We start from the raw sequence: 16,038 nt of genomic DNA, 5'->3' as shown, positions 1-16,038 counted from the left end.
ATTCACTGGTGTATTTCAGGCAAGCGACTGTTGCGCCTGCTCCTGGATGTCGAGGCCCACGCGCTGACTCCAGGCTCTGATGAGATTTCTGGTGATCGGGCCGACTTCGCCGGTTCCGACAGTGATGCCATTAAATTTTGTAGCGGGCATGATGCAGTAAGGAGTGCTGGTGAAAAATGCTTCGTCGGCAGTGGTGACATCGTAGGGGAGCAGCTGGCATTCCTCGATGGGAATTTGAAGTTGATCTGCCAGTTGGAAGATGGTCTGGCGGCTGATGCCATTCAGGCAGTTGATGGTACTGGGCGTTTTAATACAGCCTTTGGTCACGAGGAAAAAGTTGCCGCCTTTGTTTTCGGAGAGGAAGCCGTCGGTATCGAGAATCAGACTTTGTGCCATCGGGTCGACCAGTTTGACTTCGGATTCGGCCATGGTGTAGATGAAGCGGCTGCGGTTTTTGATCCGGGAATCCAGCGATTGAGCCGGTTGCACGCGGGTGAAGGGAGTAACGGCATGACAGCCTGTTCGATAGAATTCAGCCCAGTAAGAAAGGTCGAGAGGCAGCGTGACGATCATGACGGTGGGTTTGGATTCCGGCGGCTTCTGTCCACTGGAGGGAACCCATTGACCGGGAGTAATGTTATGAATGATCCAGGCATCGGTGTTGGCAGGATAGTGTGGTCTGTTTTTCTCCCAGACTTCGAGGGTGAGCTGCTCCATTTCGTCCAGCGTCATTCCGGCGTCGAAGCGGGCTGCTTTGAGACTGACGTAGAGACGTTCCAGATGATCCCGCAGGCGAAAAGGCTGGTGGGCGAAGGTACGCGTGGATTCGGTGACGGTCATGCCGAGGCTGATCGCGCCATCAAAGATCGAAATTTTCGCTTCAGCAGCGGGAACATATTCACCATTGAGATAGACCAGATTCTGCGTCATGTCGGCTCCAGTTCAGGGTTGATTCCGTTTCAACTCGTATCGCGAAAAGCAGGAAGATTCGTATGATTTCATCTTACCGTTTTCATGACGCAAAATCAGGCAGGCGGTACCTGGTTTCTGGTTTAAAAGTTTGATTCCTTTATCGGGCCCGAGAACACTGATGGCAGAGGCGAGACTGTCTGCTGTCATGCCATTGGGGGCGATGACAGTAACGCGACTCTGGTCTGTGAGCCCGAGTCCCGTATGAGGATTGACAATATGAGAGTAGCGTTTTCCATCAATGACGACATGCTGCAGCGCGTCACCCGAGGTGGCGACGGCCATGTTGTGCAGATACAGGAAGCGGTCGATTTTTGCCTGCGGCGCGTCCGAGGAAGAAATGCCGATTTTCCAGCCACAACTGTCCGGCGGAGAGTCTCCGAGTACGAGGTCGCCGCTGGCGTCGATCATGGCTCGCTTGATGCCGTGCGCTTTCAAAACCTGCAGGGCGACATCGGCGGCATAACCTTTGGCGATGCCTCCGAGATCGAGTCGCATGTCGTCCTTCAGCAGTTCAACGGTTCGATTCTGTTCCGACAGTTTCAGGAACTGGTAACCGACTTTGGCTCGGGCCTCTGCCAGACGGGTGGAGCCCGGCATTTTGTTTTGTCTGCGAGCCCTGCGCCAGAGACGGACCACGGGACTGATGGTAACGTCAAATGCTCCTTCTGTTTCCAGTGAGAGTGCTTGACTTCTTTTCAGTACTGCAAACAGGGGAGGACTCACCGGGGTCGGCTTTCCCGGGCCGGATAACCGACATAACTTATTTAACTCACTTTCCGGATCATAATCACTGAGTAGTTTGTTAAGTTCCTTTACACGTTGGAAAGCATTTTGAGCAGCATTGTTTGCGATTGGTTTGTCGGTAGCATATAATACGATTCTCCATTGCACTCCCATATGTACTTCCTGAAATTCATACCGACTCAGAATTTCGCTATCCGTGCACTGTTGATTGCCTGACAATGTGGAGAGCAGCAGGCATGTCTGAAAAATGTATGACATTATCAATCCCGATTCAAAGTCCGATTGCAGCTTACCGATACGGAGTAAACTAATATGCTTAGCGTATGTCGTCACAGTCTCTTAATGCAAGGCAAATTCACTTTCCTTGCCGCGATCCTGTTTTCTGTCTCGATGGCTTCCGCACAGGAAGCAAAAACAGAAAAAGAGATGAAACCTTATACGGAAAAAATTCTGAATACCGATGTCACTTTTGACATGGTTCCGATCCCCGGTGGTGAGTTTCTGATGGGGAGTCCTGACAGTGAAAAAAATCGTGAAGATGATGAAGGTCCCCAGGTCAAAGTCAAAATCGAACCGTTCTGGATGGGCAAGCACGAAGTCACCTGGAACGAATACGATATCTGGAGTTTCAACCTTGATATCCAGCGGCGCAAACTGATGCGTGGCAAGTATGATGAAAAAGAAAAAGCAGCCGACGCGGTCACTCGTCCCACCAAGCCATACACTGACATGACATTTGATATGGGACACGATGGTTATCCTGCGATCTGCATGACTCAGCTGGCAGCGAAAACCTACTGCAAATGGTTAAGTGAAAAGACGGGGCACTACTATCGCCTGCCAACCGAGGCGGAATGGGAATATGCCTGTCGTGCCGGTACCAAAACTGCGTATTCGTTTGGTGATAATGCAGCGAATCTGGATGACTATGCCTGGCATTATGCCAACTGTAATGACACCTATCAGAAAGTCGGACAGAAAAAACCGAATCCCTGGGGCCTGTATGACATTCACGGCAACGTTTCGGAGTGGGTCCTCGATCAATACATTCCCGATGCTTATAAAAAATGGAGCGGAAAGGGGACGTTGAATTTTCCGGTCAATGTTCCAACAACTCTCTATCCTCGCGTCGCCCGTGGCGGATCGTGGGATGACGAACCGGAATCACTTCGCAGTGCAAACCGGATTGCCTCCAGTTCCGACTGGAAAATTCAGGATCCACAGATCCCGCAGAGTATCTGGTATCATACCGATGCCATTATGGTCGGGTTTCGGGTGGTTCGGCCTCTGAAAGTGCCCACTGCTGAAGAACGAAAAAAGTACGGTCTTGATCCTGTGATACCGGCTGATGAAGGCCGCTGATCGACACTTTGTTACTTGAAAATTATTGTGAAACAGCTGCATTTGCCGGAATTCCATCAACGGTTGTTCCGGCAAATGCATAAGTGTATTAGAAATATTTCTATCTTACCAAATCATCCTGCAGATTAGGGAAAGGCCTCTGATGACTCAATCTAACAATCAATCTACTTCCAGGCGCGACTTCTTGAAAGTAACAACAGCCACTGCGGTGGGTACAGGGATCCTTTCCACATTGGGTTCAACTGCTCATGTTCACGCGAGTGGTGATGATACTATTAAAGTCGGTCTGGTTGGCTGTGGCGGTCGAGGTACCGGCGCTGCTTCCCAGGCGTTGTCTACGAAAGGGAACGTCAAGCTGGAAGCAATGGCGGATGCTTTCAAAGACCGCATGGACAGCAGCTTGAACAATCTGCAGAAACAGTTTTCCGGTCGCCCTGAACGTGTTGATGTAGCTGAAGACAAAATGTTTGTCGGATTCGATGCCTATCAGAAACTTCTGGATAGTGGCGTCGATGTTGTCATTCTGGCCACTCCTCCCGGTTTCCGTCCGATTCATTTTGAAGCAGCCGTCAATAAAGGTGTCCACATCTTTATGGAAAAACCGGTTGCTAGTGACGTTACCGGTGTGAAGAAAGTTCTGGAAGCAGCCAAAAAAGCCAAAGAGAAAAATCTGGCTGTTGGCGTGGGCCTGCAGCGTCATCACCAGGCTCCTTACATCGAAACCATTCAACGTTTGAAAGATGGTGCGATTGGCGATATCACTTCCATGCGTTGCTACTGGAACAGTGGTGGAGTCTGGGAACCACGTCTGGCCCGGGAAGATGCTAAATCAGAAATGGAATACCAGATGCGAAACTGGTATTACTATAACTGGCTGTGTGGAGACCACATCAACGAGCAGCACATCCACAATATCGATGTTTGCAACTGGTTGAAAGATGATTTCCCCGTTAAAGCCTATGGCATGGGGGGGCGTCAGGTTCGAACCGACAAAAAGTACGGTGAGATCTACGATCACTTCGCCGTTGAGTTTGTCTATGCCGACGACACCCGGATGTACAGTCAGTGTCGACACATCCGTAACTGCTGGAACAGCGTGACAGAGCATGCCCAGGGAACCAAGGGATCCTGCGACATCAGCGGTGCCAAGTATGAAACCACGGGTGGCTATAAATGGAAATACCGTGGAAAGAAAGCCAATCCTTACCAGGTTGAGCACGATGATCTGTTCGCAGCCATCTACAATGGCACGCCTTACAATGAAGCAGAGTATGGTGCGAAATCCACGATGACTTCCATTCTGGGACGCCTGGCCACTTACAGTGGAAAGCCAGTCACCTGGGATGAAGCCATGGCTTCTGAAGTCAGCCTGATGCCAAAAGAATTCTCGTGGGAAGGTACTCCTGTTACAGTTCCCGATGAAAATGGATTCTATCCGATTCCAACTCCTGGCGTCTCAAACGTTCTGTAAAACGTTAGTAGAACTATTTCTCAGCCGCCCCGTTTCTTTAAAGCGGGGCGGCTTTTTTTCTTGATTAAAACAGGGTATTCTGGCTTCTCGATTTTGTTTAAGAACGCGCCAGTCAAATTTCCGATCACTTTCCTGATTTGTTATGACTCTTTCATTTCAGATTTCAAATCTCACACCAGAAGACCACCCGCGGACGTTGGAAGTCTGGGAAGCATCCGTGCGTGCAACGCATGACTTTCTGGATGAAGAGACGATCCGATCGTTGAAGCCCCTGGTGCAGGATGCCTGTTTAAGCAGCATGCCGGTGTATTGCATTCGTGACAAGTCCCAAACTGTGATTGGATTTATCGGTATCGATGCGCCCAAAATCGAAGCACTATTCATCGATCCTGACTGGCGAGGAAAAGGGATCGGGCGTCAGCTGGTTGAATATGCCATCAATGAACTGGAAGTTGAACTGGTAGACGTGAACGAGCAGAACGAGCAGGCATTAGGTTTTTATCAACATCTGGGATTCGTAGTGGCTCATCGCTCTGATGTGGATGGCTTTGGCAAACCCTTCCCCTTATTACATCTGAAGCTCGCGGAATAAATGATTCCGATTTTGTATTATTGGCTGATATTCTGCGGGAGATCTGGTATCGTAAAATAATATCATTTACCCGCCAGGAGAAACCACCATGCCTGCTTTCGCTTCACGATTTCAGTTCGTTTGTCTTCTCATAATACTTCTGAGTTGGTTGCCGCCCGTTTCTGCGGAACCACCTGTGAATATCGGTGATCGGCGAGAACTGTTTCTCGAACGTGGTTTGATTGATCAGATCACAGGTGATGCAGATCTGCGTCTGCAGAAACCAGTAGCTCGCGAAGTGGTTATCAAGTTTGATCAGCCCTGGGAGGGCAGCAGTTCGGGTTATCATACGATAATCCAGGAAGGCGATCTGTATCGGCTGTATTATCGGGGTTCACATATCATCGTTTCGGAAGGAAAACTGAATACCGGCAGTCATAAGCCATATTACTGTTATGCAGAGAGTCAAGACGGCATTCACTGGTCGCGACCGGAACTGGGAATTGTAGAATTCAAAGGATCAAAAAAGAATAACATTATCCTAGAAGGGAAGGGATGTCATAACTTTGCCCCTTTTCTGGATGAGAATCCTGATTGTAAGCCGGAAGGAAAATACAAGGCGCTGGGAGGCTTACAGGGAGAAGGAGGACTGTTTGCCTTTCAGTCAGCGGATGGAATTCACTGGGGACTGATGCAGGAAAAACCGGTCATCACGAAAGGGGCGTTCGATTCACAGAACCTGGCATTCTGGGATTCGGAACAAAAACAGTATCGAACCTATTACCGGGTCTTCACAGGAGGGGTCACGGATTCCAAAACCTGGAAACCGGAAGGAGACCGCGCAATCCAGACGGCGACTTCCCCCGACTTCATCCGATGGGAAAACGTGGCAGATCTGGTCTACGAGGATTCTCCCAGCGAAGAACTTTATACGAATCAGGTAAAGCCATACTTTCGCGCGCCCCATTTCAGAATTGGGTTTCCGGCGCGCTATATCGAACGGGGATGGTCAGAATCGATGCGAGCGCTCCCTGATTATGAACGTCGAAAGATGAGAGCATCGTCAGTCGAACGGTACGGCACAGCGATCAGTGAAGGACTGTTGATGGCCAGTCGGGATGGAGTGCATTTCAAACGCTGGAATGAAGCCTTTCTGAGGCCGGGCATCGAACGTCCGGGGACCTGGCAGTACGGGCATCAGTTTATCGCCGAGAATGTGGTTCAGACAAAATCCGCTTTCGAGGGGGCACCAGATGAACTCTCCCTCTATGCGGCTGAAGATTACTGGCACGGTAAAGGAGGCTCTCTCAGGCGTTATTCCCTCCGACTTGATGGCTTTACTGCCCTGCATGCTTCGATGAAGGGGGGAGAATTGCTGACTGTACCAATTACTTTTACGGGGAAAGAGCTGTCCCTTAATTTTTCCACTTCTGCTGCCGGCAGTCTGTATGTGGAAATTCAGTCGGCAGAAGGAGATTCGATCCCGGGCTTTGCAATTAAAGACTGTGATGAATTATTCGGTGATAGCGTCGATCGCAGGGTGACCTGGAATAAAAAATCCGATGTAAGCAGTCTGGCCGGTAAGCCGGTTCGCCTGCGATTTCGTTTGAAAGATGCCGACCTGTTTTCTTACCAGTTTCAGAATTGAAACAGGCAAGCCCTTTTAATTCACTTGTACTGTCTTCAAATTGGCTGGCCTGAATTTTCCGTCACTCAACAAACGCATTTTATCAATCACGTAAACCAATTGCTTGATATGCCAGAATCACAAAATTATTAACGATCGAAAGAATCTGAATGTCAGAACCAAATAAGCCACCTGAAGTCAAGCCGCGTGACTGGCGGGATCACTGGTATGAAATTATCTTCGAGGCGGATACGAAAGCTGGAAAAGCATTTGATGTCGTTCTGCTGATTGCCATTTTACTGAGCGTATTGGTGATCATGCTGGAAAGCGTCAATTCACTGGACGAGGATTATAATGACCAGTTTCATTATGCTGAATGGTTTTTCACGATTCTCTTCACCATTGAGTATGTGGCGCGCATCATCTGTGCCCGTCGTCCTCTTCGCTATATTTTCAGTTTTTATGGTATCGTCGATCTGCTTTCGATTCTTCCCACATACATCATGAATATTGCACCGGGGGAGACTCAACGTCTGGGAGTCATTCGCGCCCTGCGTCTGTTGCGCGCATTCCGGATATTTAAACTGGCGCATATGCTTTCGGAAGCGTCTGAACTGCGACGTGCCATCTGGGCCAGCCGTTCCAAGATCGCGGTCTTTCTGGCAACGGTCGTGATCGCTGTCGTGATTGAAGGGGCGACGTTACATCTGATCGAAGAGGACAAGAATAGTGGCTTTGATTCGATACCAGAAAGTATGTACTGGGCGATTGTGACAATGACCACGGTTGGTTATGGGGATATTGCACCAGTGACCCCGCTGGGAAAATTTCTGGCCGCGATCATTATGATACTGGGATATAGTCTGATCATCGTGCCCACGGGGATTGTTTCTGCCGAGTTAGCACATGGGGGAAGAGGCTCAGAGCGAATAAAAATAACCACTCAGGTCTGTCCGGAATGTATGCGGGAAGGCCATGATTCCAATGCCACGTTCTGTAAATTCTGTGGAGCCCGACTCTGACTGAATCACCCTGCCGATACTGTTGGAGTTTCTTCCTGTTTTTTAAACAGCTTGGGAGGATGTGCTGACCAGACTGCTGCTGCAGAGATCAATGGAATGGTCATGAATAAGTAAAGCACCGGGTCATAGGAGCCGAAGTAGTCAATCGACATGGCAACGGGCAGCGGGCCTAATGCAGAAGCCAGAATCATCATCGACCAGGCAACACCCCGGACGGCTCCCTGATTCATTCGGCCATAATAGTTGATCCAGACCACGGTAGCCGTACTGCGGAACACGCTGCCTGTTAAGCCGAGCAGAAACGTATAGACGACAACCATCCACAGGGCCGGCATGGTGAGTACAATCAGATTCGCCAGTGACAGACAGATCATCGAGCCACAGAGAATGTAACGGCTGGGAAAACGATCGGTTAACCAGCCGGCAGGAAACATCAACACTGTTGCACAGATGGCCTGAAAGGACATCATGCGAATAGCCCAGTTCATGGGAACACCGTGACTGCCTAACAAGGCGATCTGGTGAAATACAAGACCGGTTCCCACCAGGGCGTGAGTCGTGATGACCGTCAGGAGTTTCCAGAAGGTCGGATCACGTAAAACCTGGCGGACGGTCCAGGATTCGATGGTTGCTGTGATCAGGGGACGTTTCTGTCGTCCGCCGGGTAGCTCTTCTTCAGGTTCCGGTTCTTCTGCGGGATCGATCCCATCGGGGTGCAGTCCCAGGTCTTCCGGACGATTTCTGACAATAAAGATCCCTGGCAGGATCAGGCAGACCGCTACTGTGACTGCATGAAATACCCATCCGGTCTGCCAGCCATAATGGGTGATCAGCCAACTGTTGAGCAGAGGAATTGTCATGACGGAAAAGGCGCTCCCAAACCCCGCTAGTGCGGTGGCTCGTCCCCGTTTTTTCTCGAACCATTCTCCGACCATCCAGACGGAGATCAAAGTGAGGGCACCCTGTCCGAGGCTGCGGACGAGACTGAATCCGACATAAAGTTCCGACAGAGAATGAATTCGCGACATGAAAAAACAGGCGGCAGCGAGGCCCACGGCGATGATAGGCAGAATAATTCTCGCTCCAAAGTGGTCCAGCAGGCGTCCGACAAACGGGAGCAGACAGGCGCTGACAATCGTGGCAAAGCCATAAGCGAGAGAGTATTGTGTTTCCGTTAACCCCAGGGAGATCCGCATTGGATCTTTGAAGACCGCTACGGAGAATGACTGACCGGGAGCCGATAAAAACTGTGCCATGGCTGCGATGCCGAGCATGCTCCAGCCGGGAAAAAATCTGTAGGTGGGGAGAGCCAGTTCGGGGGAGGATGCATTCAGTTCTGCGTCAGCAGTCGACTGCGAGTTCATTACAATTTATTTCTTACCTGAGATATTTGGGGTATCAACCCGGGGCGGGCGACCGGTGGGCTGTGTTCAAATATAACAGATGAGGAAATGAACGCGTAGCGCAGAACGGAAATGCTTTTCACAAAAATCGTATCTTCATCAAATACCCAGCCAGTCATTAAACAGGAAGACAAGTCGACCGCTGAGCAGGGCAATTCGACCCATCACGGTGTACGCAAAACTGGCACCAAATGTGACCATTAAAAACCAGATTCCCAGACGGGAGATGTATTTGACGATGCCTTCATGCTCGATTGAGAAAAAGAAATAAACCATGCAGGACAGTACGCCTACAATGAATATGGTATTTCGTAATGATTTGATCCACAGTAAAGATCCATCGGAGGCAAACACAAGGAAGGGCATGACGGTGCTTTGCAACTGGCCAATAAAGTCCGTTTCCAGATAACTGATCAAGCGGATGCCGGCCGTTGCGCCGATAAAGAATGCCAGTGGCCAGCGGGCAATCCAGCTTCCTTTGGGGGACAGACGCCATAACAGCAGAATGCTTAAGACGAGAGGGATCAGGTAAAGTTCATCCGGCTTTGCGGTGGAATCAATATCAGGAAAAAACGTGATACGTGCCAGACCGGGCAGAAGTTTCGCGTACAGGTTGGTCATGATTTCCGTCCAGAAGGAGACAATCATCGCATAGGCAGCAGAAACTCCGACAAAAACCGATTCCGTAAATTTGTAGATCGGGTTGTCGCCATACAGAAAGGAAAAAATGGCCAGAGTACAGAAGGCGGCAACCCATAATCCCAGCGTGCGTGAAAAACTGAAACGAACATCCGGTTCCCCTTTCTCACTCTCTGTCACCTGTTGATATTTGTTCCAGTGGTAAACCTGTTTCTCTCCTTCGGGCTGAGATGACTGGGCTTCAACGGGAATTTCACGCACATAGACGCGTCCGTTTCCTTTACTGGCCTGGAACAGCAGAAACGCACCACCGGCGACCATCAAGATTGTCCAGATGAGTGTTGATTGTTTCATGGATGCAGTCCCTGTTTTCGTTCCCAGAAATAAATCACATTACCCAATAATATCAGGCTGATGAGCAGAATATGTGCCACCAGTTGAGGTCCCATGCGAACCAGGCCTTCCTTGGCGTCTGGATTAGTTTTCAACTCGGGGTAGGCATTGATAATGGACTGTTCATATTCGGCAGCTCCTTTAATGGCGGCAAGCATGCCTGTCAACTGGTCGGGAATATAAGGCAACATGATCGGCGCCTGGACTCCGGTACAACCAACGACCGTCGGAATATCAAAGGGAGAGGAGCCGTAAAGTACCCATTCCTGTGAACCGGGGTATCCGGCACTCACGTTGCATAGCAGGTCGACCTGCTGAATGTTTTTGAGGTTCTTCGTGAGGGGGATATTATCCAGGTTCGTTCCATGAATGTCAGTAGAGTAGGATTTTTTCAAATCTTCGACAACCAGTTTAATGACGCCTTCATTGCCGGCCCGGAAGCCGAGGTTGACGTATTTTGTTCCGTATTTATCTTTGTAGGTCTCAGGATATTCTTCCTGCAGAATATCGATCGACTTCTGGATCATCGAAATCCCCTGGGGCCAGAGTGTCATAAAATAGATGTTATGTTTTTTGATGGCACAGTGACGTGTGAAAGCAGAAGCCATGGGCTGAAGTTCTCCCTGGCTGGCAGGGTCATAGTCTAATGCCATCACAACATTGGAACCATCGGGCAGTTTATCGACGGCTTCAAAGACCGCCATTACCTGCGGTGAAGGTGTTTCAGGAAACGTGGTGCCCATAATGAGGGGGACGGCAACCGCGATAAACATCAGTAAAAAGATCCAGCGGCGATCCAGGTGTTGTAGAAAGTTCTGCATTGATTACGCCTCCTGATCTGAGCCAAGGTAAGAACGGTCAACGCCTAATAAAACTTTCAGCGAAGTCGAAGCCACCCCAAGTGCAATTCCAATCTTGATGGCACGCATCCCCGGAGTCATAAAGTCTTCCATAATGATTTCCGATAAATTCTGCAGTTTAAAATCACTGTATTTGATGCCACTTTCACCGAGAATAAATTCATCCGGAAACCAGCCAGTCAGCCAGACACTGGCATAAGTGCGTCCCAGTAAAATGATGACGGCAATGATCAGTAGAATCGTGGCTTCCGTATTTTTGGCACGGAAGGCCCGAAAGGCGGCGGAAGAAATATAAAACGCCAGTAAGGCAAACATGGTGGCAGAGAGCGGCGTAAAAATATATTCGAACAACCACCAGAAGGCCCCATCTTCCTGCAGGTAATCTCCCGACCAGGTAAATTCGGGGAAATTGATATTCGGGTGTACGCCGACTTTTGCCAGTCCTACAAAAAGGGTAATGAAGAACGCAATCAGGGTGACTGCCGAATAACCCCAGCCTGGTTGTTGTGCTGAGATCTTCTGCAACTGCATCTTGAGCAGATTGCCTCCACCGAGAATAAAGGCGAACGCTGCAAGGAGATTGAACCACGCCATCGCAATATTACCCCAGTCGACAAACCTGGGGATGAATGCAGTGCCAATCAGAACAAACCCTGTGATAGCGGAAATCAGCAGAGGGATGGTTCGCTTCATGATTTGAAGCCTCCTTTACCGAGGATATTCTGTATGATGTAGTTCGAGGCGGACTGCAGGTAGGTCGGTTCCTCATTGTCGGGAGGGACTCCCCGTGACTGGATTGAAGAAACCGTCATGATGAGGCAGCCTGCAACCAGCAGCAGTCCCCCGACCAGTTTTCCAAAGTCCTGTCCTTTCAGGCTGCCCAACTGCTGAGGTTCCCCTGACAGGTATGCCGAAGCCGCAAAAAATTCTTCTCCAATCAGAGTGAAATCACAGGCGGCAACGAAGAAGGGGAGCTGGGTAGGCATCGCTGTACCTGCGATCTGAATGGCGCCGACTGAGTTACCCGTCTCTGCCAGAATCAATGACTCGGCGTAAAAGGCACCCATGTAAAAACAGGCCGCAGGTTTATCACGGACCATTTTTCCCGTGACACTGGCGACATATCCAAACTGTTCGTCGGTGATGTAGTAAATATCGTCTTCGTTATATTCATCAGGTCTACCGGCTGACAGGTAAGCGGCTTCGACGGTATCGCGGGCTGTAGTCATGACGAGTGAGCGGGAAGTAGGGACTTCCAGTTGGGCGCGATAATCCGCCGTCGTTTCTGCTACCTGTGCAAGGATGGTGATTCCGGCAACCGTCTGAATGTCATTGATATCCTGAATACCGGGGACAAACAGGCAGGATCGCCCCATTTCTGTCGCGCGGCCCACTGCATCGTTAATCGCTTCCAGACCAGCAATTTTTCGGACTTTCAGTTTTTTGCCGCTTCGCGCCAGTCGGATAAAGAAGATCACCGAGCCACAGATCAATACAACAAAGACCGCAAACCAGCTGCGCTGCAGGTTAAACCATTGCAGCGTCGCAACAATCGGTTCTTTGATGACGGCAGGGGGGGATGTCATGCTTTCCTGCCCGACGGCTTCGATACGGTAGAGATAGGGGGTGTCGGGCTCGCAGTTTGAATCACGAAATGTATTGACCCGATAGGTGGGCTCGCCGATATTTTCAAATTTGGCATTCTCTACATCTACTGCTTTACGGGAGATGACATATCGTAAGACCTTGCGCGGTTTAAGATCGGGTTTGTCATCCGGGGAGAGCGTCCAGAACAGATCGATGGCGGTTCCGGCATCTCCGGGTACATCTTCAGCGCGAAAATCTGTTGGAGGGGCAGGTGGTTCCGCTGCGCGCACCCCTGAGAATCCGGAAGCGAAGATCAGCAGCAGTAGTGGTGTTTTCAGGCACACCTTATGATTCCAGTATTGCATGAATGGTTATCCTTCGATGAGTTCCACATTGGCGCGGGGAACAATCACGTTTTCTCCCGAATCCAGAATGACTTCCAGGACGCGTGACAATGACCCGGATTCAAGCGTCCGCAGTTCCGTAGGCATTTCACCGACCTGTCCCAGCAGTCCGAAATAGGGATCGCGAATAATCCGCACAGGGACACCCGATTCCAGTATTCCCGCTGAAATGGTTTGTCTGGATTCTTTTTCTCCAGAAAGTTTTTCATCCAGGGGAATGACTATTTCGGGTCGCAGAACGCCAGCACGGATTTGTGTAGTCCCATTGACGGCGGCGTCTGCTCCTTGCTGTTCTTTCAGCAGGTTGAACGTGCGATCCGCCATCGCGATATCACCGAAACCTTCCGTGATGATCAGGGTCGTACCAATATGCTCTGAACCGGTGACGGCTACACCCAGATCGTAGCCGAGAATTTCTTTCAGGTCTTCATCATCAATTCCTCCTGAAATCATCGCCGCGACCCCAATTTCGATTCCCCGCATCACGGCTTTGCCAGTCATACGAGCACCGCCAATGACGATTTTTCCCCGCATTGATTCGTCAAGCAGTTCTGCTGTCAGGGGCTGCTGCTTATTCTCGCAGGCGAAAGTAATTGTTCCAAAGGCTTCTCCGCCGATGCCAAGAATTCCCTGTAAAAAAGAAACTTCCGATTCGATGACGACTCCCTGATTCGGAATCACTTCTTTCACTGTCCCTGCCTGATAGGCACAAACCTGAATCGGCATCGGAGCGCCCCGTAAAATGACCTGCCCCGTCACATGCGAGATAGATTCTATGGTTCCTGCCGATTTTGCCCTGGTTTCTGATTTGAAAAACCCAAAAATTCCATTGCTGCGTGCCAGTATGTCTCCGATATGAACTTCCTCTCCTTCTGCAACGAGCATGCAATGGGGGACTTCGGAGGGCGCGACTGATATCTGATTGGCGATATTGATCGGAGTGACGTCGCCGGGCATAAATGTCTGTGCCACAATCTGATCTGCGGTAACCTGATCCCCCTCCTGCACCAGTACATCTCCGGGAATGGGGAGGATCCGCCTGCTGGAATGCAGGACGCGCTGACTGATCTGTAACCCGGGGGAATATGCCTTCGCCATAATACTTATATTTCTGTTGGTGGAATCATACTTCAGTAAGAGCCGGTTCAGGATACAGCTGCAGTTCCTCAATCCAGCTGTTTAATTCTGTTAAATGGTCTTTTTCACTGGTGGGAACAGCCAGAGGTCTGCCACGTGCATCCAGAATCAGTCCCACTTTACCGCCTCGTGCTTGAAACTCTTTCCGTTTTCCAGAACCGGCGCCAAAATCGTAACCGCGCAGGGGCTCTACCGTCACTGTTGCCTGTTCGGCTTCATCCAGTGGGAACAGCTTCATCTCACCACAGAGCATCTCACCAGACTCCTCTAGTGAATCACTCCGGATGTGATAGCGAAAGCATGATTTCCCTGCACGATATACGCCACGGGGCGCGATACAGGTTCCCAGGTAAATCAGACAATCGCGTTCGAATACCTGCAGCGCTGCGCGGGGATGGACCTGTGCGAGTACTCCCAGATGAGGCATCATGAATATACTGTCCTTGGCCAGTACGGTCATGCCTTCTGGTTCAAATGCATCAATCATCATCGCAGCGGTCTGATTCATGTTCGGGGCATGAGATAGAACTCCACCCGAAGCGACCAGCAGATTGAGTTTCATGTTATCGACGATCGAGGCACCGCTGGAGTTCTGGCTGAAGGTATCCCCCACTGTTCGCTGTTGTTGAACACCCTTTAATGTGGTCGCGAACTCTTTGTGCTGAATGTATGCCAGGCGTAATGCCTCGCGTGCTACCGCCTGTTCGAAGACCAGCGCTTCCCGGGTTTGCGGAATCGTCGTCGGGCGAATCATTTTATTTTTGATATGGTTACGCAGTTCACGCGGATCCATTTCCAGATGAACCCAGCGTAAAATCATGGGCAGAGTCGCTGAGGCACACACGTTGGAAATCGAATAGCTCATCCCCAGGTTGGCACTCACCGTGCGGTTAAAAGTTCCATCAAAAACACTGAAGACGTCGGTCGTGGCACCGCCAATATCGACTCCCAGGGCATTGATATTCTGTTGCTCGGCAATCGTCTGCAGGATGTTTCCGACCGCGCCGGGGGTGGGCATGATCGGGGCGTCGGCCCAGGAAATCAGTTTGTTGTAACCCGGGGCATGCGCCATCACATGCTCCAGGAACAGATCGTGAATGGCGTCTCGTGCCGGGGCCAGATTTTCCTGTTCCAGCACCGGGCGGACATTCGCCACGGTCATCAGCTTTACATCTTCGTCAAATGCGTCCTCAACCAGTTGGGCTGCTTCGTGGTTACCTGCATAGATGATCGGCATTTTGTAGGTGCCGCCAAAACGGGGTTGAGGTTTGGCGGGAGCGATCAGTTCCGCCAGTTCCACGACGTGTTTCTGGGTTCCTCCGTCCGTACCACCTGCCAATAGGATCATATCAGGACGCAGTTCGCGGATGCGCTGGATCTGTTCGTGAGGCAATCGTTTATCGTTAGAGCAGATCATGTCCATGACAATCGCACCCGCTCCCAGAGCGGCGCGCTTGGCGCTGGCGGCAGACATTTCGCGAACCACGCCAGCCACCATCATTTGCAGGCCGCCCCCTGCGCTGGAAGTCGAAATATAAATATCACAACCGGTATCTCCCTGTGCCGGTCGAATGATTTCACCATTGTCGTCGATCAGCTTGCGACCAGCCAGCTCACCGACTTCTGTGACGGCATTGGCAACGCCTACTGTCACATCTGCAGCGGGTTCTTCTACAGTGGTAGGGGCTTCGCCACGAAATGTCTGGCGGTATTCACCATTGATTTTTTCAATCAAAATGGCCTTGGTGGTCGTGCTGCCACAATCGGTCGCCAGGATGACATTGATCTGTTCCGGGTCGAGTTGTTTTGCTGTCGTTGAGTTCATATCTGACTCACCATCCGTGTC

14 protein-coding genes are annotated in these 16,038 nt (G+C 50.5%); 5 read left to right on the top strand and 9 right to left on the bottom strand.

What is annotated here, in order from left to right:
- Positions 1 to 15: 15 nt before the first annotated feature.
- Together GmarT_RS19585 and GmarT_RS19580 are read right to left on the bottom strand one after the other, a co-directional pair.
- Complete coding sequence (locus tag GmarT_RS19585) at positions 16 to 930, bottom strand: aminotransferase class IV (protein WP_002646800.1); 915 nt, start codon at positions 928 to 930, stop codon at positions 16 to 18.
- 12 nt (positions 931 to 942) lie between these two features.
- Positions 943 to 1,974 carry an FAD:protein FMN transferase gene (locus GmarT_RS19580; protein ID WP_002646801.1) on the bottom strand — a complete coding sequence of 344 codons (1,032 nt, stop codon included), beginning with the start codon at positions 1,972 to 1,974 and terminating at the stop codon, positions 943 to 945.
- 54 nt (positions 1,975 to 2,028) lie between these two features.
- On the opposite strand from GmarT_RS19580, the gene GmarT_RS19575 reads away from it, so the two are divergent.
- From GmarT_RS19575 to GmarT_RS19555, 5 genes are all read left to right on the top strand, one after another.
- Entirely contained in the window at positions 2,029 to 3,078 is a 1,050-nt protein-coding gene (locus GmarT_RS19575) for a formylglycine-generating enzyme family protein (RefSeq protein WP_149303140.1), read from the top strand.
- Positions 3,079 to 3,220: 142 nt separating this feature from the next.
- Positions 3,221 to 4,549: a Gfo/Idh/MocA family oxidoreductase gene (locus GmarT_RS19570; protein WP_149303137.1), complete on the top strand. Its 1,329-nt coding sequence runs from the start codon at positions 3,221 to 3,223 to the stop codon at positions 4,547 to 4,549.
- Between the two features lie 142 nt (positions 4,550 to 4,691).
- On the top strand, positions 4,692 to 5,141 hold the full coding sequence (locus GmarT_RS19565; protein ID WP_149303135.1) for an acetyltransferase: 450 nt from the start codon (positions 4,692 to 4,694) through the stop codon (positions 5,139 to 5,141).
- Between the two features lie 175 nt (positions 5,142 to 5,316).
- A complete protein-coding gene (locus GmarT_RS19560) occupies positions 5,317 to 6,768 on the top strand; it encodes a hypothetical protein (protein ID WP_157158968.1) in 1,452 nt (483 codons plus the stop codon).
- 149 nt (positions 6,769 to 6,917) lie between these two features.
- The gene (locus GmarT_RS19555; RefSeq protein WP_002647615.1) at positions 6,918 to 7,769 is read left to right on the top strand and encodes an ion transporter; all 852 of its coding nucleotides are present in this window, start codon (positions 6,918 to 6,920) and stop codon (positions 7,767 to 7,769) included.
- 5 nt (positions 7,770 to 7,774) lie between these two features.
- On the opposite strand, the gene GmarT_RS19550 is transcribed toward GmarT_RS19555, so the two are convergent.
- From GmarT_RS19550 to GmarT_RS19520, 7 genes are all read right to left on the bottom strand, one after another.
- Positions 7,775 to 9,133 (bottom strand): MFS transporter, encoded by a 1,359-nt coding sequence (locus GmarT_RS19550; RefSeq protein WP_002647616.1) that lies wholly within the window; start codon positions 9,131 to 9,133, stop codon positions 7,775 to 7,777.
- 138 nt (positions 9,134 to 9,271) lie between these two features.
- Positions 9,272 to 10,165 (bottom strand): hypothetical protein, encoded by an 894-nt coding sequence (locus GmarT_RS19545; protein WP_002647617.1) that lies wholly within the window; start codon positions 10,163 to 10,165, stop codon positions 9,272 to 9,274.
- A complete protein-coding gene (locus GmarT_RS19540) occupies positions 10,162 to 11,025 on the bottom strand; it encodes a hypothetical protein (RefSeq protein WP_002647618.1) in 864 nt (287 codons plus the stop codon). Before GmarT_RS19540 ends, GmarT_RS19545 begins: the two co-directional genes overlap by 4 nt.
- Positions 11,026 to 11,028: 3 nt before the next feature.
- Positions 11,029 to 11,757 (bottom strand): hypothetical protein, encoded by a 729-nt coding sequence (locus GmarT_RS19535; RefSeq protein WP_002647619.1) that lies wholly within the window; start codon positions 11,755 to 11,757, stop codon positions 11,029 to 11,031.
- A complete protein-coding gene (locus GmarT_RS19530) occupies positions 11,754 to 13,016 on the bottom strand; it encodes a fibronectin type III domain-containing protein (protein ID WP_002647620.1) in 1,263 nt (420 codons plus the stop codon). The genes GmarT_RS19535 and GmarT_RS19530 overlap by 4 nt, the downstream gene beginning before the upstream one ends.
- 6 nt (positions 13,017 to 13,022) lie before the next feature.
- Entirely contained in the window at positions 13,023 to 14,153 is a 1,131-nt protein-coding gene (locus tag GmarT_RS19525; RefSeq protein WP_002647621.1) for a hypothetical protein, read from the bottom strand.
- Positions 14,154 to 14,178: 25 nt separating this feature from the next.
- A complete protein-coding gene (locus GmarT_RS19520) occupies positions 14,179 to 16,017 on the bottom strand; it encodes a glutamate mutase L (RefSeq protein ID WP_002647622.1) in 1,839 nt (612 codons plus the stop codon).
- Positions 16,018 to 16,038: the final 21 nt, after the last annotated feature.

The sequence above is a fragment of the Gimesia maris genome (assembly GCF_008298035.1).
GTDB lineage: Bacteria > Planctomycetota > Planctomycetia > Planctomycetales > Planctomycetaceae > Gimesia > Gimesia maris.
This window is presented reverse-complemented; position numbering and strand designations above follow the sequence as displayed.

Coding starts and splice junctions, on each gene's coding strand:
- GmarT_RS19550 (WP_002647616.1), bottom strand. CDS start 9,133: ATGAACTCGCAGTCGACTGCTGACGCAGAACTGAATGCATCCTCCCCC.
- GmarT_RS19585 (WP_002646800.1), bottom strand. CDS start 930: ATGACGCAGAATCTGGTCTATCTCAATGGTGAATATGTTCCCGCTGCT.
- GmarT_RS19580 (WP_002646801.1), bottom strand. CDS start 1,974: ATGTCATACATTTTTCAGACATGCCTGCTGCTCTCCACATTGTCAGGC.
- GmarT_RS19570 (WP_149303137.1), top strand. CDS start 3,221: ATGACTCAATCTAACAATCAATCTACTTCCAGGCGCGACTTCTTGAAA.
- GmarT_RS19555 (WP_002647615.1), top strand. CDS start 6,918: ATGTCAGAACCAAATAAGCCACCTGAAGTCAAGCCGCGTGACTGGCGG.
- GmarT_RS19525 (WP_002647621.1), bottom strand. CDS start 14,153: ATGGCGAAGGCATATTCCCCCGGGTTACAGATCAGTCAGCGCGTCCTG.
- GmarT_RS19535 (WP_002647619.1), bottom strand. CDS start 11,757: ATGAAGCGAACCATCCCTCTGCTGATTTCCGCTATCACAGGGTTTGTT.
- GmarT_RS19520 (WP_002647622.1), bottom strand. CDS start 16,017: ATGAACTCAACGACAGCAAAACAACTCGACCCGGAACAGATCAATGTC.
- GmarT_RS19545 (WP_002647617.1), bottom strand. CDS start 10,165: ATGAAACAATCAACACTCATCTGGACAATCTTGATGGTCGCCGGTGGT.
- GmarT_RS19565 (WP_149303135.1), top strand. CDS start 4,692: ATGACTCTTTCATTTCAGATTTCAAATCTCACACCAGAAGACCACCCG.
- GmarT_RS19530 (WP_002647620.1), bottom strand. CDS start 13,016: ATGCAATACTGGAATCATAAGGTGTGCCTGAAAACACCACTACTGCTG.
- GmarT_RS19575 (WP_149303140.1), top strand. CDS start 2,029: ATGCTTAGCGTATGTCGTCACAGTCTCTTAATGCAAGGCAAATTCACT.
- GmarT_RS19540 (WP_002647618.1), bottom strand. CDS start 11,025: ATGCAGAACTTTCTACAACACCTGGATCGCCGCTGGATCTTTTTACTG.